The organism is Streptomyces sp. RG80, assembly GCF_040446465.1.
Lineage (GTDB): Bacteria > Actinomycetota > Actinomycetes > Streptomycetales > Streptomycetaceae > Streptomyces.
The window spans coordinates 200323-225201 of the sequence record NZ_JBEAAJ010000002.1; the positions used below are offsets into that span (position 1 = coordinate 200323).

Below are 24879 nucleotides of genomic sequence, written 5' to 3' on the forward strand. Positions count from 1 at the left end.
CGGAAAATAGTAGCCATGTACATAGTAGCCATGTACGGTATCTGGCATGAGCAAGGGTTCCGAGAAGGCGACACCCGGTTTCCTGGTGTGGCGACTGTCGATGAAGTGGCGGACGGCGGTGGACCGCGCACTGGCCCCACTGGACCTCACCCACGCGCAGTACTCACTGGTGGCGTCCCTGTACGGCATGCAGCGCGACGGCGAACGCCCCAGCCAGCGGCGCCTGGCCGACCACACCGGGCTCGAGCCGCTCTACGTGTCCAAGCTGGCGCGCGCCCTGGAAGCCGCCGGCCTGCTGGAGCGCACCCGCGATCCGCGCGACCCGCGTGCCGTACAGCTGGCCCTCACCGAGCCTGGCCGCGACGCGGCGCGGGAGGCCATCCGGGTCGTCCAGGGACTGCTGGAGCAGTTGCTGGCACCGCTCGGCGGGCTCGACAGCGCGCGCACCCGGGAGTTCAGCCATGAGCTCGCGACCCTCCTCGACGCACCTCTCGACCCGCTCGCCGCCACCGGCGAGCCCGACAAGGAGCAGCCATGACCACCACCACTCCTCCCCTGGTCAACCCGCGGACCATAGCCCTGGCCCACTACGCCGCCCGGGCGGTTCTGGAACAGGTGCTGGCCCGCCACGGCGTGACGTTTCAGCAGTCCGTCACCCTCCGGCCCGTCGCCGTCGCCGACGGGCCGATCCGGCGGGACGACCTGGTCGACAGCGTCACCGGCGCGCTCAAGATCGACGCCACGGAGGCCCACTCCGTGGTCGACGAGCTGATCGCCGCGGAGCTGCTGGCCCCGCAGGAGCCGTCCCGGGTACGGATGACGGACGCCGGGCGGGAGCTGTACGACCGGACGTCCGCCGAGACCGCCCCCATCACCGCCCGGATCTACGCCGGCATCCCGACGGAGGACCTGGCCGCCGCCGGACGGGTGCTGACCCTGATCGCCGAGCGGGCCGACGCCGAGCTCAAGGCCCTCACCACCCCCGCGAAGTAGTGGAATATTCAATCACCACCCTTCGTTGACGGCGTCGAAGGAGGTCAGAGTGGACATGACGTACTACGACCACGGAACGCCGGCGGAGCGCTGGGAGCGCGCGCTGATGTTCTTCGACGCCAAGGACTACACCGCTGCCGCGCGCGTCCTGGACGGACTGGTCGAGGAGGTGCCGGAGCAGACCGGACCGCGGCTGCTGCTGGCGCGCTCCTACTACCACTCGGCCCAACTGCGCCGCGCGGAGAGCGAGTTGCGCATCATCGTGGAGCGCGACCCGGTGGAGCAGTACGCCCGGCTGATGCTGGGCCGCACCCTGGAGCGGCAGGGGCGGCACCAGGAGGCCGAGCCGCACATCCGCCTCGCCTCCGCGCTGGCGGGCGACTTCGACACGCTCTGAGAAGCACGGCGGGGGCCCGGTTCCGTGACGGAACCGGGCCCCCGCTCTGTCGTACGGTCAGGTCGCCGCGCCGGCGCGCTCGCGCCTGCGGTGGCCGATCTCGCCGAGCACCACGTCCAGGACGACGAACGCGGCCAGCGGGATGCCGAGCAGCGGGACGAAGTAGCCGAGGACCGCGACGGCCGCCACGCACGGCAGCAGGATCTGCGGGGGCACCTTCTGCCAGGCACCGCGCGGAATCGGGCGACCGAACGCGGAGCCGCGGCCGCGCTGCCACCACATCCGGTAGCCCCACACGATGAGCAGGATCAGGGAGAGCGCGAGCAGCATCAGGGCGATCTGGTTGACCAGCCCGAACAGGACGCCGGTGTGCAGGTCGATGCCCCAGCGGGTCAGCTTGGCGAGGACCGGGTAGTCGGCGAACCGCAGCACGTCGGTGACCTCCCCGGTGGTGGGGTCGATCGCCACCGCGTCCTGCTTCTCGGGCCAGCTGCGCTGCACCTGCTTCACGACGTACGTCGACGAGGCGTCCGCGGGCGGGACGATCTCGACCGGGTCGCCGAGCCCCTCGGACCGCGCCGCCGCGAGGATCTTGTCGAGGCCTACGCCGTGCTCCGCGTCCCCCGCCGAGGTGGCGGCGCCGTGCCCGGAGTGGTCGCCGCCCGCGGCCGCGGAGATCGAGGGGGTGGACTGGCCCAGGTTGGTGCGCAGGACGTCGACGTTGGCACCGGCGTAGGTCGACCAGGTCAGACCGGTCGCCGACAGGAAGAGGAACCCGGCGGCGGCCCAGGCGCCGACCGTGCCGTGCAGGCCGAGGGTGCGGCGCCGTCCGCTGGTGCCGCGCAGTTTGCGCTGGGCCCGGCGGCGGGTGAACCACAGCAGCAGACCGGCGCTCGCGATCACCCACAGCCAGCTCGCCGCGAACTCGCTGTAGAGGCGGCCGGTCTCGCCGAGGTGCAGATTGCGGTGGAGCTCCGAGATCCAGGTGCGCAGCGGCAGCGCCCCGGTCGATCCGTACTGTTCGAGGGCGCCTTCCACCTTCGCGGTGTAGGGGTCGACGAAGACGGCGAGGGTGTGGTCGGCGTCGACGCCCTTGACGCCGGAGAGCAGCACGCGGGTGGTCGCGTCGTCCGCCGGGGAGGGACGGACGGCGGCGACGGCACCCTCGGGGTGGGCCTTGCGGGCGGCGTCGACCTGCTCGGATATGGGGAGCTTGGTCGCGCCGACCTCGGAGACCGTCATCTCGTCGGCGTAGATGATCTTCTCGGCCTGGAAGGAGGCGGCGTAGAGCAGTCCGGTGCAGGCGGCCACGAGCAGGAACGGCGCGACGAACAGCCCGGCGTAGAAGTGCAGGCGCAGCACCAGCGGGCGCAGTGGCGCCCAACTGCTGCGTGACGGCGTCGGATCGGCGGCTTTCGGGGCCTCGTCCGTGGTCGTCGTGAGAGCGGAGGTCATCGGCGGTTCTTCTCCGGGGCAGGGGACGGTTCTCGGCGGTACCGGTCCAGTAGTCGGGGGAAGAGGCGTCCGAGTTCCCGGAGCTTCGAGTGACCTGCGTCACATCAGGGTGGGCAGGGGGACGTGGCATCCTGACGCGATGGCAACTCCCCGTCATCACGCGTCCCTTGCCGAACAGGTCGAGGAACTCCTGGCGGTCGACGGACCGCTGCCGATCGTCGCGGCCGGCGAGCCGGTGCTGCGGCGCGGCACCGAGCGGTTCGAGGGACAACTGGACTCCGCGCTGCTGGCCCGGTTCGTCGAGGCGCTGCGCGTCACCATGCACGCGGCGCCGGGCGTGGGCCTGGCGGCGCCGCAGGTCGGCGTGGGTGTGCGGATCGCGGTGATCGAGGACCCGGCGCCGGTGCCGGACGAGATCCGGCTGGCCCGCGGCCGGGTCCCGCTGCCGTTCCGGGTCCTGGTCAATCCGTCGTACGAGCCCGTGGGTGCCGCGCGCGCCGGGTTCTTCGAGGGCTGTCTGAGCGTGCCGGGCTGGCAGGCGGTCGTGGCCCGGCCGACCGAGGTGCGGCTGACCTGCGAGGACGAGCACGGGCGCGCGGTGGACGAGGTGTTCTCCGGCTGGCCGGCGCGCATCGTGCAGCACGAGACCGACCACCTCGACGGCACGCTCTATCTCGACCGGGCGGAGCTGCGGTCGCTGTCGTCGGGCCGGGCGATGGCCGAGCGGTGGGCGCAGCCGACCCCCGAGGCGGCCGCCGAGTCCCTGGGCTTCGAACTGCCCCGGCCGTAATTCGCAGGCGCCGACCGGGGCGCCTCCACTACCTTGGCCGTATGTCAACGCCCCGAATTTCCTAGCTGAGGACCGGCTTCCACGTCACCCGTGTGCCCTCTCGCTGGTCCGGATCCCTGTCCGGAATTCTCATTCGGAGCGTTTTCTCATGATCACCGTTCGTGGTGTCGACGTGCGCGTCGGCGCGCGCCTGCTGCTGTCCGACCTCTCCTTCCACGTCTCCCCCGGCGACCGCATCGGCCTGGTGGGCCGCAACGGCGCCGGAAAGACCACCCTGCTGCACACCCTCGCGGGCACGCTGCGTCCCGCCGCCGGGACCGTCACCCGGACCGGCGAGGTGGGCCACCTCCCGCAGGACTCCCGCGCGGCCGATCCGGCGGTCACCGTCACCGACCGCGTCCTGTCGGCGCGCGGCCTCGACCGGGCGGTGCGCGCGCTGCGCGGTGCGGAGGCGGCGATGGCCGACGGCACCGAGCGCGCCATGGCCGCCTACGCGCGTGCCGAGGCGGAGTTCCAGGCCTGTGGCGGGTACGGCGCGGAGGCCGAGGCGGCGCGGATCGCGGCCGGCGTCGGTCTGCCGACGCGTCTGCTGGACCAGCCGGTCGGGGCTCTGTCGGGTGGCCAGCGCAGGCGTGTCGAGCTGGCCCGGATCCTCTTCGCGGACCACGGCACACTGTTGCTGGACGAGCCGACGAACCACCTGGACGCGGCCTCGACCGGCTGGCTGCGCGCCTTCCTGGCGAACCTCCGCGGCGGCCTGGTCCTCATCAGCCACGACACGTCCCTGCTGGCCGACACCGTCAACCGGGTCTTCCACCTGGACGCCCACCGCGCCACCATCGACGTCCACAACACCGGCTGGCACGCCTACCTCGCCCAGCGCGAGGCCGACGAGCGGCGCCGTACCCGGGAGCGGGCGGGCGCCGAGCGGAAGGCGGCGTCGCTGCACGCGCAGGCCGACCGGATGCGGGCCCGGGTGGCGACGGCGACGGCCGCGAAGAACATGGCCCGGCGCGCCGACCGGCTGCTCGACGACCTGGAGCCGGAGCGGCGCGCCGACAAGGTGGCCCGGATCCGGCTCCCCGAGCCGGCGCCGTGCGGCAGGATCCCGCTGGCCACGATCAGCCTGACGAAGTCCTACGGCGACCGGCGCGTCCTTCCGGGCGTGGATCTGGCCGTCGAGCGGGGCAGCCGTCTGGTCGTGCTCGGTCCCAACGGCGCCGGGAAGACGACCCTGTTGCGGCTGCTGGCGGGCCGGGAGACTCCAGACGGCGGCCGGGTCGTGCACGGGCACGGACTGCGGCTCGGCTACTTCGCGCAGGAACACGACACCCTGGACCGGGAGTCGACGGTCGGCGCGCACCTGGCGGCCACCGTCCCGCACCTGACGGACGGTGAACTCCGGCGTGTGCTGGGCTCGTTCCTGTTCACCGGGGACGACGTCCACAAGCCGGTCGGCGTGCTGTCCGGCGGCGAGAAGACCCGGCTCGCGCTGGCCGGCCTGGTGCACTCCGGTGCCAACGTGCTGCTCCTGGACGAGCCCACCAACCACCTCGATCCGGCCTCCCGTGCCGAGGTGCTGGCCGCGGTGGGCACCTATCCGGGCGCGATCGTCATGGTCACCCACGACGACCACGCCGTCGAGGCACTGCGCCCGGACCGTGTCCTGCTGCTCCCGGAGTCCGAGGAGGACCTGTGGCACGAGGACTACCTGGAGCTGCTCACGCCCGCCTGACCACCGCAGGCCTCAGTTGTCGCGGTAGCTCTCCAGCAGCCGCAGCCACACCTCGCTGATCGTCGGGTAGGACGGCACGGCGTGCCAGAGCCTGCTGATCGGTACCTCTCCGGCGACGGCGACGGTGGCGGAGTGGATGAGTTCGCCGACGCCGGGTCCGACGAAGGTGACGCCGAGGAGGATCTCGCGCTCCAGGTCGACGACCATCCGGGCGCGGCCGCGGTAGCCCTCGCCGTACAGGCTCGCCCCGGAGACGTTGCCGAGGTCGTAGTCGACGGCGCGGACCCGGCGGCCGGCCTGTTCGGCCTCGGCCAGGGAGAGGCCGACGGCGGCCGCCTCCGGGTCGGTGAAGACGACCTGGGGTACGGCGGAGTGGTCGGCGGTCGCGGCGTGCGCGCCCCAGGGGTCGGTCTCCAGCAGGGGGACGCCGGAGGCGCGGGCGGCGATGGCGGCGCCCGCGATCCGGGCCTGGTACTTGCCCTGGTGGGTGAGGAGGGCGCGGTGGTTGACGTCGCCGACGGCGTAGAGCCAGTCGCTGCCGGTGACGCGGAGACTGTCGTCGACCTCCAGCCAGGAGCCGGGCTCGAGGCCGAGGGTGTCCAGGCCGATGTCGTCGGTGCGCGGGGCGCGGCCGGTGGCGAAGAGGATCTCGTCGGCCTCGATGCGGTCGCCGGCGTCGGTGACGACCACGACGGTGCCGTTCTCCCGGGTCACCGAGGCGACCGAGGTGCCGGTGCGGACGTCGGCGCCCGCCTCGGTGAGAGCCTCGTGGATCAGCTCGCCGGCGAAGGGCTCCATGCGGTTCAGCAGGCCCTTGCCGCGGACCAGGAGGGTGACCCGGGAGCCGAGGGCCTGCCAGGCGCAGGCCATCTCGGTGGCGACGACCCCGCCGCCGACCACGACCAGGCGGCCGGGGGCGGCCTTGGCGCTGGTGGCCTCCCTGCTGGTCCAGGGCCTGACCTCGTCGAGTCCGGGGAGGTCGGGCAGGACGGCTCGGGTGCCGGTGCAGACGGCGACGGCGTGCCGGGCGGTGAGGACCTTGTCGCCCACGGTGACCTCGCGTGGACCGGTGAGGCGGCCGTGGCCGCGGTGGAGGTCGGCGCCGATGGACTCGATCCACCGGACCTGGCCGTCGTCCTTCCAGTGGGAGGTGAACTCGTCGCGGCGGGCGAGGACCGCTGCGGTGTCGAGGGGGCCCTGTACGGCGGGGGCGAGACCGGGCAGGCGGCGGGCGTCGGACTGGGCGATGACCGGGCGCAGCAGGGCCTTGCTGGGCATACAGGCCCAGTAGGAGCATTCGCCGCCGACCAGTTCGCTCTCCACGACCGCGGTGGAGAGGCCGGCCGCACGGGTGCGGTCGGCGACGTTCTCCCCCACGGGTCCGGCACCGAGAACCACTACGTCGTAGGTGGTGTGCGCGATGGATTCCGTTTCCGTCATGGGGTCAGTCTGGTGGGTGGTGTGCGCTCAGGCCACATGGGTACGCGCGCGGAATACCTACTCGGCCTGCCGTGTTTGCGACGACGGCTTCGCCCCTACATCAGGAAGAGGGATTCACGCCATGAGCAAGACCGTGGAGCTCACCAAGGAGAACTTCGACCAGACGGTCACGGACAACGAGTTCGTGCTGATCGACTTCTGGGCGTCCTGGTGCGGGCCGTGCCGTCAGTTCGCGCCGGTGTACGACAAGGCCGCCGAGGAGAACCCGGACCTGGTCTTCGGGAAGGTGGACACCGAGGCTCAGCCGGAGCTGGCGGCGGCCTTCGGGATCCAGTCGATTCCCACGCTGATGATCGTCCGTGACCGGGTGGCCGTCTTCGCCCAGCCGGGCGCGCTGCCGGAGGCCGCGCTGACGGATGTGATCGGACAGGCCCGGAAGCTGGACATGGACGAGGTCCGCAAGTCGGTCGCCGAGCAGCAGGCCCAGGCCGAGCAGAACGGCCAGTAGGCGTACGGGACTTCCCCTGCGTGGTTCACCGCTCCAGGGGAAGTCCCGTGTAGTTGGCGGCCAGTTCGGCTGCGGCGTGCCGGGACGCGGTGATCCGGCGCAGCCGGGCGAGTTGGAGCCGGTCCTCGAAGGGGTCGGCGTCGGGTCGGGTGTGCAGCATCGTCGTCATGTCGTAGGAGAAGCGGGTCGCCTGCCAGACGCGGGCGAGGCTCGATTGCGAGTAGGTGTCCAGGAGTCGCTCGGAGCCGGTGCGGTGCAGCTCGGCGAAGGCGCGGCCGAGGAGGCGTACGTCGGAGACGGCGAGGTTGAGGCCCTTGGCGCCGGTCGGCGGGACGATGTGGGCGGCGTCGCCGGCGAGCAGGAGGCGGCCGTGACGCATCGGTTCGTGGACGTAACTGCGCAGCGGGGTCACGGACTTGGCGGTGATGGGGCCGCGGCCGAGGGTCCAGTCGGCGTCGATGGCGAAGCGGGCGGCGAGTTCGTCCCAGATTCGTTCCTCGGGCCAGTCGTCCGGATCGGTGCCGTTGGGTACCTGGAGGTACAGGCGTGACACGCGCGGCGAGCGCATGCTGTGCAGGGCGAAGCCGCGCTCGCCGCGGGCGTAGATCAACTCGTCGCAGGACGGGGCGACGTCGGCGAGGATCCCGAGCCAGGAGTACGGGTAGCCGTGCTCGTGACTGCGGCTGATCGCGGCCGGGACGGTGTCGCGGGAGATGCCGTGGAAGCCGTCGCAGCCGATCACCCAGTCGCAGTTCAGTGTCTGCTCGCGCCCCTCGTGCACGAACCGTACGACCGGTGTCCGGGTCTGCGGATTCTCGATGGCGAGTGCCTCGGCCTCGAACAACAGCGGTGGCCCGTCCGCGAGTTGGAGGGCCACGAGGTCTTTCACGATCTCGGTCTGGGCGTAGATGGTGACGGTGCGGCCGCCGGTGAGGGCCGGGAAGTCGATGTGGTGGCGCTGCCGGTCGAAGCGCAGCTCGATGCCCTGGTGGACCAGGCCCTCCCGGTCCAGGCGGTCGGCCGCGCCGCACTCGCGCAGGGCGTCGACCGTGCCCTGCTCCAGCATTCCGGCGCGCTGGCGCTGTTCGACGTACTCCCGTGTCCTGGCCTCCAGGACGACGCAGTCGATTCCCGCGCGGTGCAGCAGGCGGGCGAGGAGCAGTCCGGCGGGTCCGCCGCCGATGATGCCGACCGTCGTGCGCATCGCACGCCTCCCCTGGGTCCCCTGGGTGACAGCCCGGCCCTCAGGCTCTCAGCTGGACTCGCGGTGCACCACCGTGGCTCCCAGCACCTTGTGCGTCTCGGGCGCGGCGCCGGGGTTGCGCACCGCGCGGTCGACGAGTTCGGCGAGGTCGCGGCCGGAGGGCAGTTCGAGACGGACCGTGCTGAGGCGGGGCCGCAGCAGCCGGCCGAGCATCAGGTCGTCGGCGCCGATCACGGCGGTCTCGCCGGGTACGTCGATGCCCTGGTCCTGGAGGGCGCGCATCAGCAGCATCGCGTACTCGTCGTTGTACGCGAACACGGCGTCGAGGCCGAGCTCGCGCCAGCGGGCGGCGAGGCGGGCCGCGGCCTCCTCGGTGTAGGCGAGCGGGAGGTGGGTCATGCCGGCGTCGGTGCCGTGCAGGGCGTTGCGCACGCCTGCCAGCCGGGGCAGGGAGAAGCCCTCCAGGCCCGGTTCCTCGGGGACGACCACGCCGATGCGGCGCCGGCCACGCTCGTAGAGGTGGGTGCCTGCGCGGTGGCCGACGGCCTCGTGGTCCATGAGCAGCGCGTGGGCACCCTCGACGGACTCGGGGCCGAGGGTGAGGACGGCGCGGGCGCCGGAGCGCTTGAGGACCGCGACGCCCTGCGGTCCGAGCCCGGCGCCGGGCACCAGGACGGCGACCGGGCGCAGTTCGGCCCAGGCGCGGGCGGCCTCGTCGCCCTGCAGGCCGACGCTGCCGTGCTGGACGACGGTGTAGTCGAGGCGGCTGAGGGCCCACTGGAGTTCGTTGATGAACTGTCCGTAGAGCCGGCCCACGGGGATGGTCGGGGCGGGCATCAGGACCAGGCGGCTGTGTCCGGCGCGCAGACTGCGGGCGGCCGCGTGGGGCACGTACCCGAGTTCCTTGGCGGCCTCGTGGACCCGGCGGCGGGTGGGCTCGCTGATCCGGACGGCGCTGGTGTTGTTGAGGACGTAGGAGACGGTCGCGCGCGAGACGCCGGCCAGGCGGGCCACATCGGCGCTCGTGGGCACGGAGCGCGGTGCGGGCGACGCGGGGGCGGGCGTTTTCGGTATCTGCACCATGACCCCACGCATCTTTGCAGAACCTGTGCGAGCCGCCTCTAGTGGGTCGCCCCGGCGCCCGTGACGCGGTCCACGAGATCGACCCAGCCGGCCTCCAGCCGCTCCATCGGCATCCCGCACTCCCTGGTCAGGTGGTGGATCAGGGCGGGGTCGAGATATCCGAGCAGCGTCCGCGCCAGCAGTTCGCAGTCGGCGTCCGGCACGATCTGGCGCAGCAGGACCGTGACGTGCATGGTGAGCGCGCGGTGCGAGGGATGGGAGAACCGGCGGGTGGGCTCCGGCTCGGCGGCGAGCTGGAGGTCCAGCTGTTCGTGGGAGCGGTACAGCATGGCCACGCCGAACGCCCGCAACCGCTCCAGGGGCGGTGCTCCGGGGCCCAGGGGCGGCGGGCCGCCGAGGAAGTCCTCCTGGAGCTTCTTCGCCGAGTGGTCCAGGAGCGCCATCAGCAGGCCGGTGCGGTCGCCGAAGCGGCGGAAGACGGTTCCCTTGCCGACCTGGGCCGCGGCGGCCACCGCCTCCATCGTGACCCCGGCGGCGCCGTGCTCGGCGATCAGCCGGGCGGCGGCCTCCAGCAGCCGGGCCCGGTTGCGCGCGGCGTCGGCGCGCAGGCAGGGCTCCTCCCCGGACGTGCCGAGCTGCAGCAACTCGGCCTCACCCGAGGGTTCCTGGGGCCTGGGAAAGGGCGGCAGAGAGGCGGACATGAAGACAGCGTAAAGCATCGGGAATGAAACTGGACCGCGGTCCGGTTATGGTGGTAGAACTTAAACGGACCCCGGTCCGTATTGTGACGGCACTGTTTCAGCATCTTGGAGTTCGCATGTCTGTTCGCATCCTTGCGCTCGTCGGCAGCCTTCGCGCCGGTTCGCACAACCGCCAGCTCGCCGAGGCGGCCGTCAAGTTCGCCCCCGAGGGTGCGACCGTCGAGCTCTTCGAGGGCCTCGCCGAGATCCCGTTCTACAACGAGGACATCGACGTCGAGGGCAGCGTCCCGGCCCCCGCCGCCAAGCTGCGTGCGGCCGCCCAGGCCGCCGACGGCTTCCTGCTCTTCTCCCCCGAGTACAACGGCACCATCCCGGCCGTCCTGAAGAACGCCATCGACTGGCTGTCGCGTCCGTACGGCGCCGGCGCCTTCGGCGGCAAGCCGGCCGCCGTCGTCGGTACCGCCTTCGGTCAGTTCGGCGGCGTCTGGGCCCAGGACGAGACCCGTAAGTCGCTCGGTATCGCCGGCGCCAAGGTCCTGGAGGACGTCAAGCTCTCCATCCCCGGTTCCGTGGTCCGCTTCGCCGAAACCCACCCGGCCGACGACGCCGAGGTCGCCGAGCAGCTCACCGAGGTCATCGCCCGGCTGCACGGCCACGCCGGCGAGACCGTCGCCGCCTGATCAGCACCTCGCGGCAAGGGGCTGGAGCTCGTTGGAGCGCCGGCCCCTTTCGCATGCCCTTACGGCCGTTCAGCCCGTGATCGAGAAGAAGATCGTGTCCTGGCTGTACCAGTCGATCGACTGCGCGGTCCGCCACTCGCCGTGCTCGAACTCCAGCTGCCCGGGGTGCCGTCGACGGGGTACGGGATGTGGAAGGGGATCCCCTCGGGCGGTCCGGCGAACAGGAAGTCGCCCGGCAGCAGGTCGGCGGGGACGCCGAGGCGGCGCAGCTCGTCGTCCATGAGCCCGAAGAACGTGGACGGCTTGGAGAAGGTGCCCACCTGGTACGGTTCGCTGCCGTTGCAGTCGATGATCTTCTGTAGGGCGCTGTAGTAGGCGTGGCCCGCGCACTCGGCGTCCGAGTCGGCGCGGCCCGCGATGAGGTGGTCCAGCGCTTCGCTGATGTTGCGACTCGTGATCCCCATCCTGCCGAAGGGCACTGACACCGCTTACGCCACCGCGCCCGGCGCCAGCTCCCGCAGTTCCGTCAACGCCGCCTGCACCGCGGGACGTTCATGTCCCCCGCGGCGCGTGCAGGTCAGCATCTTGCGGTGCGGGTTGCCCGTGCAGGGCACTCGGGTGATGGGCAGGTGCGGGGTGAGCTGGGCCAGCCGTGGGATCAGCGCGACGCCGAGCCGGTGGGCGACGAGATGGGCGGTGACGTTCCAGTCCACGGCCTGGTGGACCACCGCGGGGCTGAAACCGGCCTCTCCGCAGGCGGACATGACATGGGTACGGCAGGGGCTGTCCGGCATGGGCGTGATCCAGTCCTCGTGCGCCGCGTCCGAGAGGTCGACGCACTCCCTGCCCTCCAGGGGGTGACCGGTGGGGACCACCAGGTCGAACGGGTCGTCCAGCAGGGGCTGCTGGTCGAAGCGGGCGTCGCTCAGTGGCGGGTTGTGCGGGGTGGCCTCGACGATCGCGAGGTCGATCTCGTTCTCGAAGAGCAGGTCGAAGCTCTCCGGCACGCCCGCCTCCAGGATGCGCACGGCCAACCGCGGGTACCGCTCCTGCAGCCGGACCGCCATCGGTGCCAGCAGTACCGAGATCGCCACCGGGTACCCGCAGACCCGCAACGGCCCGGCGGGGGCGCCCTGTTCGGCGCGCAGATCGAGTTCCGCCTGTTCCCAGCGGGCCTGGATGGCGTCGGCGTGCGCGAGCAGGCTCTCGGCGGCCGGGGTGAGACGTACGCCCCGGCCCTGCGGTTCGAGCAGGTCCACGTCGAGGTCGCGGGCGAGCTGGCGGATCTGCTGGGAGGCGGCGGACGGGGTGAAGTGCAGGGCGCGGGCGGCCGCGGTGACCGTGCCGTAGTGCGCGACCGCTCGCAGGACGTGGAGCCGACGGAGGTCAATCATGAAGCCCACGCTTCAAGGTCGGGTCCGGAAAGTCAACCTGGACGTGCACGATGGCGGCGACGCACCCTGGTGGTGTCGCGACGGTCAACCAGCCACGACGTACGAGGAGTTCTCATGACCAGCACGACCGGCACGACCGGTACCACGGGGATTGCCGGAACCGTCTGCCCGCACTGCGGCTGGCCGGATGCCGCCGAGCCCTTCCAGGTGGTGTCCCGGCACGCCACCGCGGCGGGTCGCACGGTGTGGACCCGCTGCGGTTGCGGCTCGCTCCAGGTCCGCGTGATCGACGACCGCGGGACGCGGATCGTCTCCCGCAGCGGACCGGCCCTCCCTCAGTCCAGTCCCGCCAACCGCTGAACGGCGGGCGCCGCGAACCGCTCGATGAACGCCGCCGGCTCGCCCGTGCGCGGGGACAGGATCACGGTGTCGATACCGAGCTTGGTGTAGCCCGTGATGTCCTCGGTGAAGGCGTCCAGGTCGCCCGTGGCGAGCGGTTCCCCGGAGTAGGCGACGGTCTTGCGGATCGCGTCGTAGTCGCGGCCCTCGGTGTCGCAGTGGCCGCGCAAGACGTCCAGCTTGTGCGCGACCTCCTCCGGGGTGGTGGTGAACAGGTTGCACGCGTCGCCGTACCGGGCGACCAGCCGAAGGGTCTTCCTCTCGCCGCCACCGCCGATCATGATCTCGGGGCGCGGGTCGCTGACCGGTGCCGGGACGCACAGCGTCTCGGCGAGCCGGTAGTGCTTGCCCTCGAACGGACCGTCGTTGTCCGGGTCCCACATCTGGAGGCAGATCCGCAGGGTCTCCTCCAGCCGCTCGAAGCGCTCGGCGACCGGCGGGAACGGCACGCCGAGGCCCGCGTGCTCCCGGTCGTACCAGGCGGCGCCGATCCCGAGGGTGGCCCGGCCGCCGGACAGGACGTCGAGCGTGGTGGCGATCTTGGCGAGCAGTCCGGGGTGCCGGTAGGACACGCCGGTGACCAGGGCGCCGAGCTGGACCGTCGAGGTGCGGCCCGCGAGATAGCCGAGGGTGGTGTAGGCCTCCAGCATGGGGTCCTCGGCCCGGTCGTTGAACTCCATCTGGAAGTAGTGGTCCATGACCGAGACCCAGCTGAGCCCGGCGGCTTCGGCGGCGGCTCCCGCGGCGCCGAGTTCGGCGGCGAGCGCGGGCCCTCCTCCGGGGTGGTCGAACCGGTTGATGTGCACGCCCACGCGCATGGACTTCTCCGTTCACCAGGGCCTGACCGACCCTGGTGACGCTAGATCCTGGAGTGCTCTCGAAGTCAAGTGCCGCCGACGCCGGGAGCCATCGCCACGGAGCCGCCGTACGGCTGTCCGCTAGGCGACCCGCTCCGCCTCCTCCTGCTTCTTGGAGGCGCGCAGGCTGGTGAAGGTCGTGACGGCGAGGACCAGCACGATGAAGCCGAGGGAGAAGGGGATGCTGATCTCGGGCACGTGGACGCCGGACTCGTGCAGGGCGTGGAGCACCAGCTTGACGCCGATGAAGCCGAGGATGATCGACAGGCCGTAGCTGAGGTGGACCAGCCTCTTGAGCAGGCCGCCGATGAGGAAGTACAGCTGGCGCAGACCCATCAGCGCGAAGGCGTTGGCCGTGAAGACGATGTACGGGTCCTCGGTGAGCCCGTAGATGGCCGGAATGGAGTCGAGCGCGAACAGCACGTCGGTGGAGCCGATCGCGAGCATGACCACCAGCATCGGGGTCATCACCCGCTTGCCGTTCTCCTCGATCCACAGCTTGGTGCCGTGGTAGCGGTCGGCGACTCCGAAGCGCTGCTCGACCATCCTGAGCAGCTTGTTCTCCTCGTACTCCTCCTCGTGGCTGCCCTTGCGGGCGTCCTGGACGAGCTTCCAGGCGGTCCAGATCAGGAAGGCGCCGAAGAGGTAGAACACCCAGGAGAACGTGGAGATGATCGCGGCGCCGGCCGCGATGAACACGGCGCGCAGCACCAGGGCCACCAGGACGCCGACCATGAGGACGCGCTGCTGGTACTGCGAGGGCACCGAGAACTTCGCCATGATCAGGACGAAGACGAAGAGGTTGTCGACGCTGAGCGACTTCTCGGTGATGAATCCGGCGAAGAACTCACCGCCGGGCTTGGCGCCACCGAAGATCAGCAGGCCGATGCCGAAGAGGCAGGCCAGCGCCACCCAGACGGCCGTCCAGATGCCGGCTTCCTTGATCGACACGTCGTGGGGCTTGCGGCCGATGAAGAAGTCGACGGCGACCAGCGCACACAGCGCGGCCACCGTCAGCAGCCAGACGGACAGAGACACGTTCACTTGTTACTCCTGGTACTGGTGGGGCTTTCACAGGGTTGTCTCAGGTTCCGATCCCTTCCACCTACGGAAGGTGAACAGAAAGTTATGACATGGCAAGGTCACTGGTCACACCGGTGTCACCCGCCGGACGGCGGTCAGGTTCCGCCGGACGGCGGCGCCCCGGACGGCGGTCGGGGCGCGAATCATGTCGGCACGAGCCGCCGCGTATTCCGCGTGAGGAGAAGACATGAGCCTGGTGCCGCCGCCGTTCGACCCGGAGCTTGCCGGAGCCCTGGAACTGATCAAGGAGTTCATCTCCCCGGGAATGACCCCGGAGGACATCGAGCAGATCCGCCAGGGCCCCGGTATCCAGATGCTGGCCGAGCTGGACCTGACCCTCGACGGCTTCTTCAAGACCGAGGACCGTACGGTGCCCGGCCCGGTGGGCGCCCCCGACATCTCGCTGCTGATCTGCCGTCCGACCGTCCCCTCGACCACCGGCCCGCGACCGGTCGTCTACCACGTGCACGGCGGCGGCATGGTGCTCGGCAACAACCGGGTCGGCGTGGACGTGGCGCTGGCCTGGGCGAAGGAGCTGGACGCGGTCGTGGTGTCGGTCGAGTACCGGTTGGCCCCCGAGGACCCGTATCCGGCACAGATCGAGGACGTGTACGCCGGTCTGCTGTGGACCGCGGAGCACGCCGGGGAGCTCGGTGCCGACACGGAGCGGATCGTCATCGCCGGTGCCAGTGCGGGCGGTGGGCTGTCCGCGGCCCTGGCCCTGCTCACCCGGGACCGGGGAGGGCCGCGCCCGATCGGCCAGGTGCTGATGTGCCCGATGCTGGACGACCGCAACGACACCCCGTCCTCGCACCAGATGGCGGGCCTGGGCGTCTGGGACCGCACCGCCAACGAGACTGGGTGGACGGCCCTCCTGGGCGAGCGGCGAGGCGGTGCGGACGTACCCGCGTACGCGGCACCGGCCCGCGCCGAGGACCTGTCCGGTCTGCCCCCGGCCTTCCTGGACGTCGGTTCCGCGGAGACCTTCCGCGACGAGGTCGTCACCTACGCCTCCCGCATCTGGCAGGCCGGCGGCATCGCCGAGCTCCATGTGTGGCCCGGCGGCTTCCACGGCTACGACGGCTTCGCCCCGCAGGCGGCCCTCTCCCAGCGGGCCCGGGCGGCCCACCTGGACTGGCTGCGCAGGCTTCTGGGCGCCTGACACCGGATTCCGTACGCCGCCGAGGGCCACGGGCTCCCGGCCGGGCCCGGCATGGCGCACCATGGACGCATGAAAGAGCTGGCCGGGCGCCTGACCGCGCTGGATCCGGACGCCGGTGCCGCCGTCCAGGTGATCGCCTACTTCGATCGGCTGGCCGAGTCACGGGCCGGCCTGGAGGCGCTGGTACGTGGGGCGGCCGTGCTGGCCGGGGTGCCCGCGCGGCTCGTGGACGCGGACCGGCGGGTGCAGGTGCGGGTGGAGGCCGACGGCACGCGCCGTGACGCCGAGCTGCCACCGGATCCGGCCTGGCCGTCGGCGGCGCTGACCCCGGACGGGGCGCCCGCGCTGTGGCTGGAGCGGGCGGCGGCGCCCAGCGTGGTGGACGCCGTGATCCTGGAGCGGGCCGCCGGTGCCGTGCGGCTGGTCCTCGACCGCACCCGGGGCCGGGCCCCGGCCGACGATCCGGCTCTGGTGGAGACGCTGCTCGACGCCACCGCCCCGGAACCCGCCCGGCTGCACGCGGCCCGGCGGCTGGGACTGGACCCGTCGCTGCCCGCGCGGGCCGTGGCGCCGGCCGAGGGCCCGCCCCGGGTCGTCCCGCGGCTGCCGGACGACCCCGGGTCCGCGGTCCGGCTCGGCGTGGGCACCGCCGTCCCTGTCCTCGAACTGCCGCGGTCCTGGGCCGCCGCGCGCACCGCGCTGCGGTTCACCGCGGAGGGCACGGCCCAGGACCCCGGTCAACGTGTCATGTACGCGGACGAGTTGGGCGGTACGGCGCTGCTCGCCGACCTCGTCGTACCGGGAGCCGAACCCCCGCCCGACGTGGTCGCGCTGGAGTCGGCCGCCGCGGCGACTCCGTGGCTGCTGGTCACCCTGCACGCCGTGGCGTCGACGGCGAGCCTCCGGGCGGCCGCCACCGAGATCAACGTGCACCACTCGACGCTCCAGGACCGACTGGTCCACGCCGAGCATCTGCTGGGCTGGCCGGTGCGCACCCCGCAGGGCCGCTTCAGGCTGCAACTGGCGCTGACGATGCGCCACTTGGCCCGGTCGTAGACGCGGTCAGCGGAACTCGTGGACGACCTGGATCGGGCCGACGAGGTGGGCGTTGAACTCGTCGAGCTCCTCGGCCGGCACCCACAGCTCCAGGATCGTCTCGCCGCCCGCCCGCTGGACCGGGTATCGGCTCAGGAACTCCGAGTCGACCTCGAAGCGGGTCACGAAGCCGGCGCCGTCGTGCTTGACGTTCCAGTCGCGGGCGATCTTCACGGCGTAGTCCTCGTTCAGGACGGGGTAGAAGATCGGCTGCTCGGGCAGGCGCGGCGGCCAGGCCCGCCAGTTCAACTCGCGGACCAGGTCCAGCTCGACCGGGCCGGTGGGGCGCCAGAGGGTCGTCGTCGGTCGGGGGCTGGTCATGGGGTGAGGTCGCTCTCGTGGGTAGCTGGTCTGAACGCGGTGACCCTATCGGCGGGGCCGAGGCGCCGACCAACGGATTTCGGCTTCGGCACACGCGGTTCATGAGGGTCAGCGCACCCGGTTCATGAGCTCCAGCGCCTCCTCCGCGGCCGTGGTGACGACGCCGGGAGCGGCGCCCGCGGCCGTGGCGACGTCGGTCAGCAGGCGGACGTCCTTGCGGAGGAGGGGTCCGGCGTGGGCGGCGATGCGGTCGAGGGTGCCGCCCGCGGAGGTGACCCGGTCCAGGGCGAAGCTGCGGCCGCTGCCGTGGGCGACGACCTGGGCCAGGGCGGCGGGGTCGACGGCCAGGTCCCGGCCGAGCGCGAGGGTGCTCGCGGCGGTGGCCAGGTTGGCGGTGAACAGGAGGTTGTTGAGGAGCTTGGCGACCTGTCCGGTGCCCAGCGGGCCCATATGGACGACCGGGTCGGCGTAAGTCGCGAAGACCGGGCGGCAGTAGGCGACGGTGCCCTGCTCTCCCCCGGCCATCACCACCAGTCGGCCTTCGGCGGCGGCCGGTCCGCCGCCGCTGACGGGTGCGTCGATCAGGGTGACCCCGTGGGTGCGGGCGCGGTCGGCGAGGCGGCGGCAGGTGTCGGGGTGGACCGTGCTGTGCACGGCGACGACACCGCCCCGGCGCAACCCGGCCAGGATCCCGGAGGCTCCGGTGAGGACCTCCTCTACGTCCGCGTCGTCGACGACGCACACGCACACCAGGTCGCTGACCGACGCCAGTTCGGCCGGGGACCCGGCACGCTTGGCGGCGGTGTCCTCGAACGGCAGCAGGGTGGCGGGGCGGCGGGCCCAGAGCGTCGTCTCGAACCCGGCGTCGACGATCCTGCGGGCCATGGGGGCGCCTTGGCTGCCCAGGCCGATGAAACCGACTCGCATCAGCTTGCCTCCTGCTCGGGGGGTTCGGGGCGCCAGAAGACGGCGAGGAGTCCGGCCGTCGCGACCACGGCGACACCGAGGGCGAGGGCGCCGCCCGCCCAGCCGGTGACGTCGATGCCGCTCGCCTCGTCCAGCGAGACGCCGCCCGGTCCCAGTACGGCGACCGCCAGGGCGACGACGGCGAGGGTCAGGACGTACTCGTAGCCGTCCTTGAACACGAAGAAGCCGTGCGGGCGGTGGGCGAGGAGGCCCGCGACGAGCATCACCGAGACGACGGCCGCGCAGGCCAGCGGGGTGAACAGGCCGAGCACCAGCAGCGCGCCCGCGCCGATCTCGGTGACGACGCTCAACCAGGCCTGGAGCGTGCCGTTGCGCAGGCCCAGGCCGGTGAACCAGCGGGCGGTGCCCTCGATACGGCCGCCGCCGCGCCAGTGGTTGAGGCCGTGCGCGATCATGACGACGCCCAGGACGAGGCGTACCAGCAGCAGCGCGACATCGTCCATGTCGGTCAACTCACCCTTCCGCGCGTGGAGTCGGCGTGCGCGTGCTCGCGGGCGACGGCGCACTCCTCGGCGAACGACAGCACCCTGAGGTGGTAGGCGCGGGCTGTATGCCCGAGGCTCAGGTTGTGCCCGCTGTCCGGCTGTTCGTAGGTCAGCACCCGGGGCGCCGCCGTGAACATCGCGGCCATGTCGGCCAGGGCGCGCGGGCCGGAGCGCCACACCGCCTCGTGGTCGCCGAGGGTGTAGCGCACGGGAACGCGTATCCGGGCGGCCAGTTCGACGAGCTCCCGTACCCAGGCGCGCGCCTCGAACTCGTAGGCGGGCGAGGGGGCGCCGATGGCCGTCCCGCCGAAGACGTCGGCCGGGTACAGGTGGCTCGGGCCCCACAGCAGGTCGCGCATCCGGCGGCGCGCGGGCCGGCGGATGCCGAGCTCGCCGTGGGTGGCCCAGCGCGCGGAGAAGCGGGGGTGGTGCTCGCGTCCGGTGCCGGCGATCTCCAGGCCCAGCAGGGCGCGTCCGCGCTCCTCGGCGGCCATCCGGATGGCCAGTTCACTGCCCGCGGAGTGGGCCATCAGGAACACGCCCGCGCCGCGCGGGCGGGAGGCGAGCAGCCCGTCGAGGGCCGCGTGGGTGAGGGCGACCCGGCGGGCGGGGTCGGTCAGTCGCTCCTGGTGGGCGTGTGAGGCGCCGTATCCGGGCCGGTCGAGGGCGATCACCGTGAAGCCGAGCGCGGCGCCGGTCCGCAGGAGCGACAGGCGGGGCCGGTTCGGGCAGTCGAAGTACGACGAGTCGGTGCCGCCGCCGTGCAGGGCGAGGACGACGGCACGCGGCTGCGGGGCCCAACTCACCCGGTACGACAGGGGGATGCCGTCGATGTCGATGACGCCGCGTTGCACGTGTCCGTCCTGTGGTTCGCGTGTCCGTCCCGTGCTCACGTGTCCGTCCTGAGGAGAAGGACTCCGCTGGGGGTGAGCCCGCCGGAGCTGACCACGGCCACCCGCGCGCCGGGCACCTGCCGGGGGCCCGCCTCGCCGCGCAGTTGCACGATCGCCTCCTGGACCAGGCCCATTCCGTGGGTGCGGCCGTGGGAGAGCTGGCCGCCGTGGGTGTTCAGGGGCAGTACGCCGTCCCGTGCGATGTTCTTTCCTCCGTCCAGGAAGTCCTTCGCCTCGCCGATGCCGCAGAAGCCCAACGCCTCTATCCAGGACAGACAGTTGAAGGTGAAGCCGTCGTAGAGCTCGGCCACGTCGACGTCGTCGGGGCGCAGTGCGGTACGGGTCCACAGGTGGGCGGACTGGCCGATGACCTGGGGTTCGTGGGTGAGAGTGCTCTGGTCCCATTCCAGGCGCTCGGTGATCTGGGTGCCCACGGCCTCGACGAGGACGGGCGGTTTCGCCAGGTCCCGGGCCGTGTCGACGTGCGAGACGACGACGGCGACGGCTCCGTCGCAGGGCACGTCACAGTCGTAGAGCCCGAACGGGGTGGTGATGGGCCGGGCTCGGAGGTAGTCGTCCATGGTCATCGGGTCGCGGTAGATCGCCGTGGGGTTCAGGGTGGCGTTGGCGCGCTGGTTGAGGGCGATCCAGCCGAGGGTCTCGCGGGTCGTGCCGTAGCGGTGGAAGTGGCGCTGGGCGTTCTGGGCCAGGGTGTGCGCGGCCGAGGTCGCGCCGAAGGGTCTGAGCCAGCCGGCGTCCGGGCCGCTCGGCGGCTGGATCCTGCCCTGCTTGAGCAGTTCGCCGTACGACGCCTCCCACAGGGTCCGGAAGCACAGCACGTGCCGGGCGAGGCCGCCGGCCACGGCCAGCATCGCGGCGATCAGGGAGCCGCCGGGGCCGAAGGTCTCGCCGCCGCCGTTGTGCCAGGTGGGGTGGATGCCGAGGGCGGACTCCAGGGCGGTGACGCCGCCCTCGGCGAAGCCGCCGAAGGGGCCGGCGCCGGGGTAGGTCGCCAGGCCGTCGATGTCGTCGAGGGTCAACCCGGCGTCGGCGACGGCCTGTTCGCAGGCCTGGACGGTGAGGGAGAGCGGCGGGACCATCAGGCGGCGGCCGAGCGGTGAGGTGCCGATGCCGGTGATCGCGACCTTGTCCTCGAACTTCTCGGTCGTGACCATCGGCCGGATGCGAGGTCGGACCTCGTCCTCGGGCAGCGGTGCCGGTCCCGGCCCCGGTTGTTCCGCGGCGGGGCGGAACAACGGCAGCCACGCCTCCCCCGTGCGCTCGGACCCCGTCTGCTCGGACCCCGTCTGCTCGGATCCCGTCTGCTCGGATCCCGTCCGCTCGAAGACGACCTCCATGCGCATGCCCAGGACCAGGTCCTCGGGGTCGCACCCGACCGCGTTGGTGGTGAGCCGGACGCGGTCGTCCTCCTCCAGCGCGACCTGGGCGACGACGTACGGGGCGGGGAGGCCCGGCAGGCCGAAGCGGTGGTTGACCGTGAAGCCGATGAGGGTCGCGCGGCCGGAGACGGCCCGTACGCCCATCTCGTGGGCGCGACAATAGCGGCATACGGGTTGGGGCGGGTGGATCAGGGAGGCGCACGACGCGCACTCCTGGATCCGCAGCCGTCCGTCGGCGCCCGAGGTCCAGAAGAAGGCGTTCTGGTCGGTGAGTTGGGGCGAGGGGCGTCCCGGGTTCGCGGCCACGTCGTGCTCCTCCCTCTCAGCGCTGGATCTTCGCCCTGGACGAGCGGACCGTGACGGGTTCGGCGAGGCGCTGTTCGTCGCAGGCCCGCTGGAGGATCTCCAGGGTCTCGTCGAGCGGGGGTCCGAGGCGCTTGCCGGGGGTGAAGGTCGCCGGGAGGTGGCGCATGCCCTGGATGACGCCGATGGTCTCGTAGTGCACGGTGCCCTCGGGGTCGCAGCGGTAGTCGGGCATACGGTCCAGGACGGCCGTGACCATGCGCTTGAACACCGTACGGGCGACGTTGGAGCCGATGCAGCGGTGGATGCCGAGGCCGAAGCTGCTGTGCCGGTTGCCCTTGCGTTCCAGGTCGACACGGTCGGGGTCGGGGAAGACGGCCGGGTCGCGGTTGGCCATCGCCCAGGACAGCCAGAGGCGTTCGCCCTCCTCGAAGCGCTGGCCGGCGATCTCGCAGTCGGCGGAGATCGTACGGCCGTCCCCGGGCGCGGGGGTGAAGTAGCGCAGGAACTCCTCGGTGGCCGAGTCCAGCACGGTCTCCCGGTCGCGGCTGAGCCGGTCGCGCTCCCCGGGGTGTTCGCCGAGCCACTCCAGGGCGTGCGCGGTGAGCGCGGTGGTGGTGTCGAAGCCGCCGCCGATGAGGAGGGCGAGCACGCCGAACAGTTCCAGGTCGTCGGGGGTGCGGCCGTTGATCTCGGCGCGGACGAGGGCGTCGACCAGGCCGGGCCGGGGCTTGGCGCGGGTCTCCTGGATCGCCGTGTAGAGGGCGAGGCCCATGGTGCGGCTCAGTTCGGTGACGCGCTCGATGTCCGGTGAGTTGGGCGGGGTGTAGACGCCCGCGTGGGCCGGTTCGTTGTAGACCGTCCAGTCCTTCAGCGGGATGCCCATCATGGCCAGGGTGAGGACGGCCGGGACGACGTTGGCGAGGTCGTCGACGAAGTCGATCCGGCCCTCCTCGATCCGCTCGTCGAGGCAGGCGCGGACCACCTCGTCGACGAGCGGGATCCAGCGGCTCACGGCGGCCGGGGAGAGATAGGGGTTGAGGGTCTGGCGGTAGTGGCGCTGGTCCGGCGGGTCCATCTCCAGGAAGCCGCCCTGGACTTCGGCGGCGCGGGGTGGCGGCGGGATGGAGATGCCGTGGTAGCCGCGCCGTTCGCCCCTGACGTCGTGGTCGTTGGAGAGGAACTCCGCGGACCTGGCCAGCTCGAACACCTCGCTGTTGCCGCTGGCGACCCAGTGGCCGCCGTAGGTGTCCGTCCAGGCGATGGGGCACTTGGCGTGCAGTTCGTGGGTGATCTCCTCGAAACGGTGGCGGTACTCGGGGGTGTGCCGGTCGAAGTGCACCCGGTGCTTCTTGCGGTCGTCGACGCGCTCGTCACCACGCTCGTCGGCGCTGTCCTCGACGCAGGCGTCGACGCTGTCGGCCTCGCTCATGGGGCCTTCCCTTCAGAAGATCTGGATGGCCCGTTCCGGGCACGAGTGCGCGGCTTCCCGCACGTCCTCTTCCTGATCGGCCGGTACGTCCTCGCTGACGGCCGAGGAGTGGCCGTCGACCTCGTCCAGCTCGAACGCCTTCGGAGCGGTCATCCAGCAGAGCGTGTGGCCCTGGCAGCGCTCCGGATCGACTCGGACCTTCACGGCTTGCCTCCTTGTCGCTTCTGTCGTCCCCGGCGCTTCAGCGGCGCCAGTCGTACCACTTGAGGTAGCCGCCGGCGTCGACGCGGAGTTGGGTGCCGGTGATGTAGCGGGACTCGTCGGAGGCCAGGAACAGGACGGCGTTGCTGATGTCGACCGGCTCGACGTACGGGATCGGCATGGCCTGCTGTACGGCGAAGACGGGCTCGGCGTCCTGGCGGGTGGGCTGTTCGAGGTCGGGGCGGAACGACTTGTACATCGGCTCGCTCTGGAGCATCCGGGTGTCCACGTTGGTGGGGTGGATGACGTTGGCCCGCTGCATCAACGGGGCGAGGTTGCGGGCGAGTTCGTGGACGTACTCCGACAGGGCGCGCTTGGCGTAGGCGTAGCCGGCGCCGCCGGGGTTGGAGCCCGGGGTGTCGACGATGCCGTGCTCCATGAGGGCGGCGGTGGAGCCGGTGGCGATGACGGAGGCGCCCTCGCGCAGGTGCGGCAGGGAGACCTGGATGGCGTTGATGCTGCCGATGAGGTCGACGTCGATCGCGTCGCACCAGGCCTGGAGCTTGGGTTCGCCGCGCAACGGGGCGATGCCCGCCTGCGCCACCACGATGTCCAGGCCGCCGAGTTCGGCGAGCCCGGCCTCCAGCGCCTCCTTCAGCCGGCCGACGTCCCGTACGTCGGCCTGGCGGGCGACGATACGGCGGCCCTGCTCCTCGACCAGGCGGACCGTCTCCTTGAGGTCCTCGGGGGTGGCCATCGGATAGCCGACGGTCTCGTAGTCACGGCACAGGTCGACCGCGATGATGTCGGCGCCCTCCTCCGCGAGCCGTACCGCGTGGCTGCGGCCCTGACCGCGGGCGGCGCCGGTGATGAACGCGACCTTGCCCTCAACTCGTCCCATGGGTGGTGTCCTCACGTTGTCGTTCGGTGGGTTTCAGGGGGTGCCCGCGGCGGTGGTGGGGGCGCCCGCGGGGGTCGCCGCGTCGAGCATCCGGGCCAGCGCGCCGAGGTCCGCTCCGAGTTCGGCGGCGACCGCGCGGACCACGTCGAGGTCCTTGCCGAGGAACTCGGCCGTGGCCCGGGCGAATTCGGCGACCGAGCCGCGGCGTACGGCTCCGGCGAGCGCGCGGCTCGACGCGCTGCCGTGGGTGAGGGCGTCCAGCAAAGGCCGTTCGTCCAGGCCGAGTTGTGCGCCGAGCCGGGTCGCGTGGGCGAGCAGTCCGAGCTGGGCGGCGAAGACGGTGTTGTTGACGAGCTTCACGCGCTGTCCCGCGCCCAGCGGGCCGACGTGCAGCACCGGGTCGCCGTAACCGCGCAGGACGGGGCGGACGCGGGCGACGGTGTCGTCGGCGCCGCCCACGAAGAGGGTGAGGTGACCGGCGGCGACATCGGGCGGGCCGCCGCTGACCGGGGCGTCGACCACCTGGACGCCGCGAGCCGCGATCGCCTCGACGGTGTGCGGGCTGCCGGTGGTGTGCACGACGAGGACGGCGCCGTTCGGCAGGGCGTCCAACAGCGCGCTGTCGAGGCAGACCTGGCGTACCTGCTCGTCGGTGTGGACACAGACGAGCACGACGTCGGCACCCTCGCCGACCTCGGCGAGCCGCCCGACCACCCGTGCGGGCTCCTGGGCGAGCGCGGTACGGGCCTCGGCCGAGCGGGCCAGTACCCGTACCCCGTGCCCCGCCTCGGCGAGCCTGCGCACCATCGGTCGGCCCATGCGCCCGGCCCCTACGAGGCCGACGCGTGTCACGTTCCGTCCCGGGTCACAAGAATCTCCCTTCCGAATGCGAGAACCATACTTTCAACCTTCGCCTCCCGGAAGGTCCGCGTGGCGACTTTGTGTCTGCGCGTGACAAGCGCGACCGATCCGGACCGAGG

28 protein-coding genes are annotated in these 24879 nt (G+C 71.9%); 10 read left to right on the forward strand and 18 right to left on the reverse strand.

From position 1 onward, the window contains the following. The first annotated feature begins 46 nt into the window (after positions 1–46). From ABKA17_RS06840 to ABKA17_RS06850, 3 genes are read left to right on the forward strand one after another with little or no spacing between them, the layout of a single operon-like run. Positions 47–538, forward strand: a complete 492-nt coding sequence (locus ABKA17_RS06840; protein WP_353690961.1) for a MarR family winged helix-turn-helix transcriptional regulator — start codon at positions 47–49, stop codon at positions 536–538. Further along, positions 535–993: a winged helix DNA-binding protein gene (locus ABKA17_RS06845; protein ID WP_353690962.1), complete on the forward strand. Its 459-nt coding sequence runs from the start codon at positions 535–537 to the stop codon at positions 991–993. The genes ABKA17_RS06840 and ABKA17_RS06845 overlap by 4 nt, the downstream gene beginning before the upstream one ends. Before the next feature lie 49 nt (positions 994–1042). Then, positions 1043–1390 (forward strand): tetratricopeptide repeat protein, encoded by a 348-nt coding sequence (locus ABKA17_RS06850; RefSeq protein ID WP_353690963.1) that lies wholly within the window; start codon positions 1043–1045, stop codon positions 1388–1390. A 57-nt stretch (positions 1391–1447) separates the two neighbouring features. On the opposite strand, the gene ABKA17_RS06855 is transcribed toward ABKA17_RS06850, so the two are convergent. Continuing rightward, complete coding sequence (locus ABKA17_RS06855; protein ID WP_353690964.1) at positions 1448–2845, reverse strand: PepSY-associated TM helix domain-containing protein; 1398 nt, start codon at positions 2843–2845, stop codon at positions 1448–1450. Positions 2846–2984: 139 nt separating this feature from the next. Here ABKA17_RS06855 and ABKA17_RS06860 point away from each other — a divergent pair, with 139 nt between their 5' ends. Continuing rightward, positions 2985–3635 (forward strand): peptide deformylase, encoded by a 651-nt coding sequence (locus ABKA17_RS06860; protein ID WP_353690965.1) that lies wholly within the window; start codon positions 2985–2987, stop codon positions 3633–3635. A 148-nt stretch (positions 3636–3783) separates the two neighbouring features. After that, the gene (locus tag ABKA17_RS06865) at positions 3784–5370 is read left to right on the forward strand and encodes an ABC-F family ATP-binding cassette domain-containing protein (protein WP_353690966.1); all 1587 of its coding nucleotides are present in this window, start codon (positions 3784–3786) and stop codon (positions 5368–5370) included. A 12-nt stretch (positions 5371–5382) separates the two neighbouring features. On the opposite strand, the gene ABKA17_RS06870 is transcribed toward ABKA17_RS06865, so the two are convergent. Further along, positions 5383–6810 (reverse strand): dihydrolipoyl dehydrogenase family protein, encoded by a 1428-nt coding sequence (locus tag ABKA17_RS06870; protein WP_353690967.1) that lies wholly within the window; start codon positions 6808–6810, stop codon positions 5383–5385. A gap of 121 nt (positions 6811–6931) precedes the next feature. On the opposite strand from ABKA17_RS06870, the gene trxA reads away from it, so the two are divergent. Then, complete coding sequence (gene trxA / locus ABKA17_RS06875; RefSeq protein WP_353690968.1) at positions 6932–7318, forward strand: thioredoxin; 387 nt, start codon at positions 6932–6934, stop codon at positions 7316–7318. A 25-nt stretch (positions 7319–7343) separates the two neighbouring features. On the opposite strand, the gene ABKA17_RS06880 is transcribed toward trxA, so the two are convergent. From ABKA17_RS06880 to ABKA17_RS06890, 3 genes are read right to left on the reverse strand one after another with little or no spacing between them, the layout of a single operon-like run. Beyond that, complete coding sequence (locus tag ABKA17_RS06880; protein ID WP_353690969.1) at positions 7344–8522, reverse strand: 4-hydroxybenzoate 3-monooxygenase; 1179 nt, start codon at positions 8520–8522, stop codon at positions 7344–7346. A gap of 48 nt (positions 8523–8570) precedes the next feature. Further along, complete coding sequence (locus ABKA17_RS06885; protein WP_353690970.1) at positions 8571–9605, reverse strand: LacI family DNA-binding transcriptional regulator; 1035 nt, start codon at positions 9603–9605, stop codon at positions 8571–8573. 38 nt (positions 9606–9643) lie between these two features. Continuing rightward, positions 9644–10324: a TetR/AcrR family transcriptional regulator gene (locus ABKA17_RS06890; RefSeq protein ID WP_353690971.1), complete on the reverse strand. Its 681-nt coding sequence runs from the start codon at positions 10322–10324 to the stop codon at positions 9644–9646. Between the two features lie 98 nt (positions 10325–10422). Between ABKA17_RS06890 and ABKA17_RS06895 the strand changes: the two genes are divergently transcribed. Continuing rightward, entirely contained in the window at positions 10423–10986 is a 564-nt protein-coding gene (locus ABKA17_RS06895; RefSeq protein WP_353690972.1) for an NAD(P)H-dependent oxidoreductase, read from the forward strand. A 59-nt stretch (positions 10987–11045) separates the two neighbouring features. Here the strand turns inward: ABKA17_RS06895 and ABKA17_RS06900 are convergent, their stop codons facing one another. After that, positions 11046–11450: a DUF7691 family protein gene (locus tag ABKA17_RS06900; RefSeq protein WP_353690973.1), complete on the reverse strand. Its 405-nt coding sequence runs from the start codon at positions 11448–11450 to the stop codon at positions 11046–11048. Between the two features lie 24 nt (positions 11451–11474). Further along, complete coding sequence (locus tag ABKA17_RS06905) at positions 11475–12380, reverse strand: LysR family transcriptional regulator (protein ID WP_353690974.1); 906 nt, start codon at positions 12378–12380, stop codon at positions 11475–11477. Between the two features lie 114 nt (positions 12381–12494). On the opposite strand from ABKA17_RS06905, the gene ABKA17_RS06910 reads away from it, so the two are divergent. Continuing rightward, positions 12495–12740, forward strand: a complete 246-nt coding sequence (locus ABKA17_RS06910) for a hypothetical protein (protein ID WP_353690975.1) — start codon at positions 12495–12497, stop codon at positions 12738–12740. Here the strand turns inward: ABKA17_RS06910 and ABKA17_RS06915 are convergent. Next, on the reverse strand, positions 12716–13597 hold the full coding sequence (locus tag ABKA17_RS06915; RefSeq protein WP_353690976.1) for an LLM class F420-dependent oxidoreductase: 882 nt from the start codon (positions 13595–13597) through the stop codon (positions 12716–12718). The two genes, ABKA17_RS06910 and ABKA17_RS06915, sit on opposite strands and share 25 nt — an antisense overlap. Positions 13598–13717: 120 nt before the next feature. Then, positions 13718–14680 carry a TerC family protein gene (locus ABKA17_RS06920; protein ID WP_353690977.1) on the reverse strand — a complete coding sequence of 321 codons (963 nt, stop codon included), beginning with the start codon at positions 14678–14680 and terminating at the stop codon, positions 13718–13720. A 226-nt stretch (positions 14681–14906) separates the two neighbouring features. Here ABKA17_RS06920 and ABKA17_RS06925 point away from each other — a divergent pair, with 226 nt between their 5' ends. Both ABKA17_RS06925 and ABKA17_RS06930 read left to right on the forward strand, forming a co-directional pair. After that, positions 14907–15881 (forward strand): alpha/beta hydrolase, encoded by a 975-nt coding sequence (locus ABKA17_RS06925; protein ID WP_353690978.1) that lies wholly within the window; start codon positions 14907–14909, stop codon positions 15879–15881. 69 nt (positions 15882–15950) lie between these two features. Further along, positions 15951–16937: a helix-turn-helix domain-containing protein gene (locus ABKA17_RS06930; RefSeq protein ID WP_353690979.1), complete on the forward strand. Its 987-nt coding sequence runs from the start codon at positions 15951–15953 to the stop codon at positions 16935–16937. 6 nt (positions 16938–16943) lie between these two features. Here ABKA17_RS06930 and ABKA17_RS06935 read toward each other — a convergent pair whose 3' ends face one another. The 9 genes from ABKA17_RS06935 to ABKA17_RS06975 all read right to left on the reverse strand — a co-directional run bounded on the left by ABKA17_RS06935 (position 16944) and on the right by ABKA17_RS06975 (position 24751). Then, the gene (locus tag ABKA17_RS06935) at positions 16944–17297 is read right to left on the reverse strand and encodes a hypothetical protein (protein ID WP_353690980.1); all 354 of its coding nucleotides are present in this window, start codon (positions 17295–17297) and stop codon (positions 16944–16946) included. 108 nt (positions 17298–17405) lie between these two features. Continuing rightward, positions 17406–18224 (reverse strand): NAD(P)-dependent oxidoreductase, encoded by an 819-nt coding sequence (locus ABKA17_RS06940; protein ID WP_353690981.1) that lies wholly within the window; start codon positions 18222–18224, stop codon positions 17406–17408. Next, positions 18224–18727, reverse strand: coding sequence for a DoxX family protein (locus ABKA17_RS06945; protein WP_353690982.1), 504 nt, complete (start codon positions 18725–18727; stop codon positions 18224–18226). Before ABKA17_RS06945 ends, ABKA17_RS06940 begins: the two co-directional genes overlap by 1 nt. Positions 18728–18732: 5 nt before the next feature. After that, complete coding sequence (locus ABKA17_RS06950) at positions 18733–19623, reverse strand: alpha/beta hydrolase (RefSeq protein WP_353690983.1); 891 nt, start codon at positions 19621–19623, stop codon at positions 18733–18735. Positions 19624–19658: 35 nt separating this feature from the next. Beyond that, the gene (locus ABKA17_RS06955) at positions 19659–21368 is read right to left on the reverse strand and encodes a thiolase C-terminal domain-containing protein (protein WP_353690984.1); all 1710 of its coding nucleotides are present in this window, start codon (positions 21366–21368) and stop codon (positions 19659–19661) included. A gap of 16 nt (positions 21369–21384) precedes the next feature. After that, positions 21385–22797, reverse strand: a complete 1413-nt coding sequence (locus ABKA17_RS06960) for a cytochrome P450 (protein ID WP_353690985.1) — start codon at positions 22795–22797, stop codon at positions 21385–21387. Between the two features lie 12 nt (positions 22798–22809). After that, a complete protein-coding gene (locus ABKA17_RS06965) occupies positions 22810–23001 on the reverse strand; it encodes a ferredoxin (RefSeq protein ID WP_353690986.1) in 192 nt (63 codons plus the stop codon). 37 nt (positions 23002–23038) lie between these two features. After that, positions 23039–23899, reverse strand: coding sequence for a mycofactocin-coupled SDR family oxidoreductase (locus ABKA17_RS06970; RefSeq protein WP_353690987.1), 861 nt, complete (start codon positions 23897–23899; stop codon positions 23039–23041). 33 nt (positions 23900–23932) lie between these two features. Next, on the reverse strand, positions 23933–24751 hold the full coding sequence (locus ABKA17_RS06975; protein WP_353690988.1) for an NAD(P)-dependent oxidoreductase: 819 nt from the start codon (positions 24749–24751) through the stop codon (positions 23933–23935). Between the last annotated feature and the right edge of the window lie 128 nt (positions 24752–24879).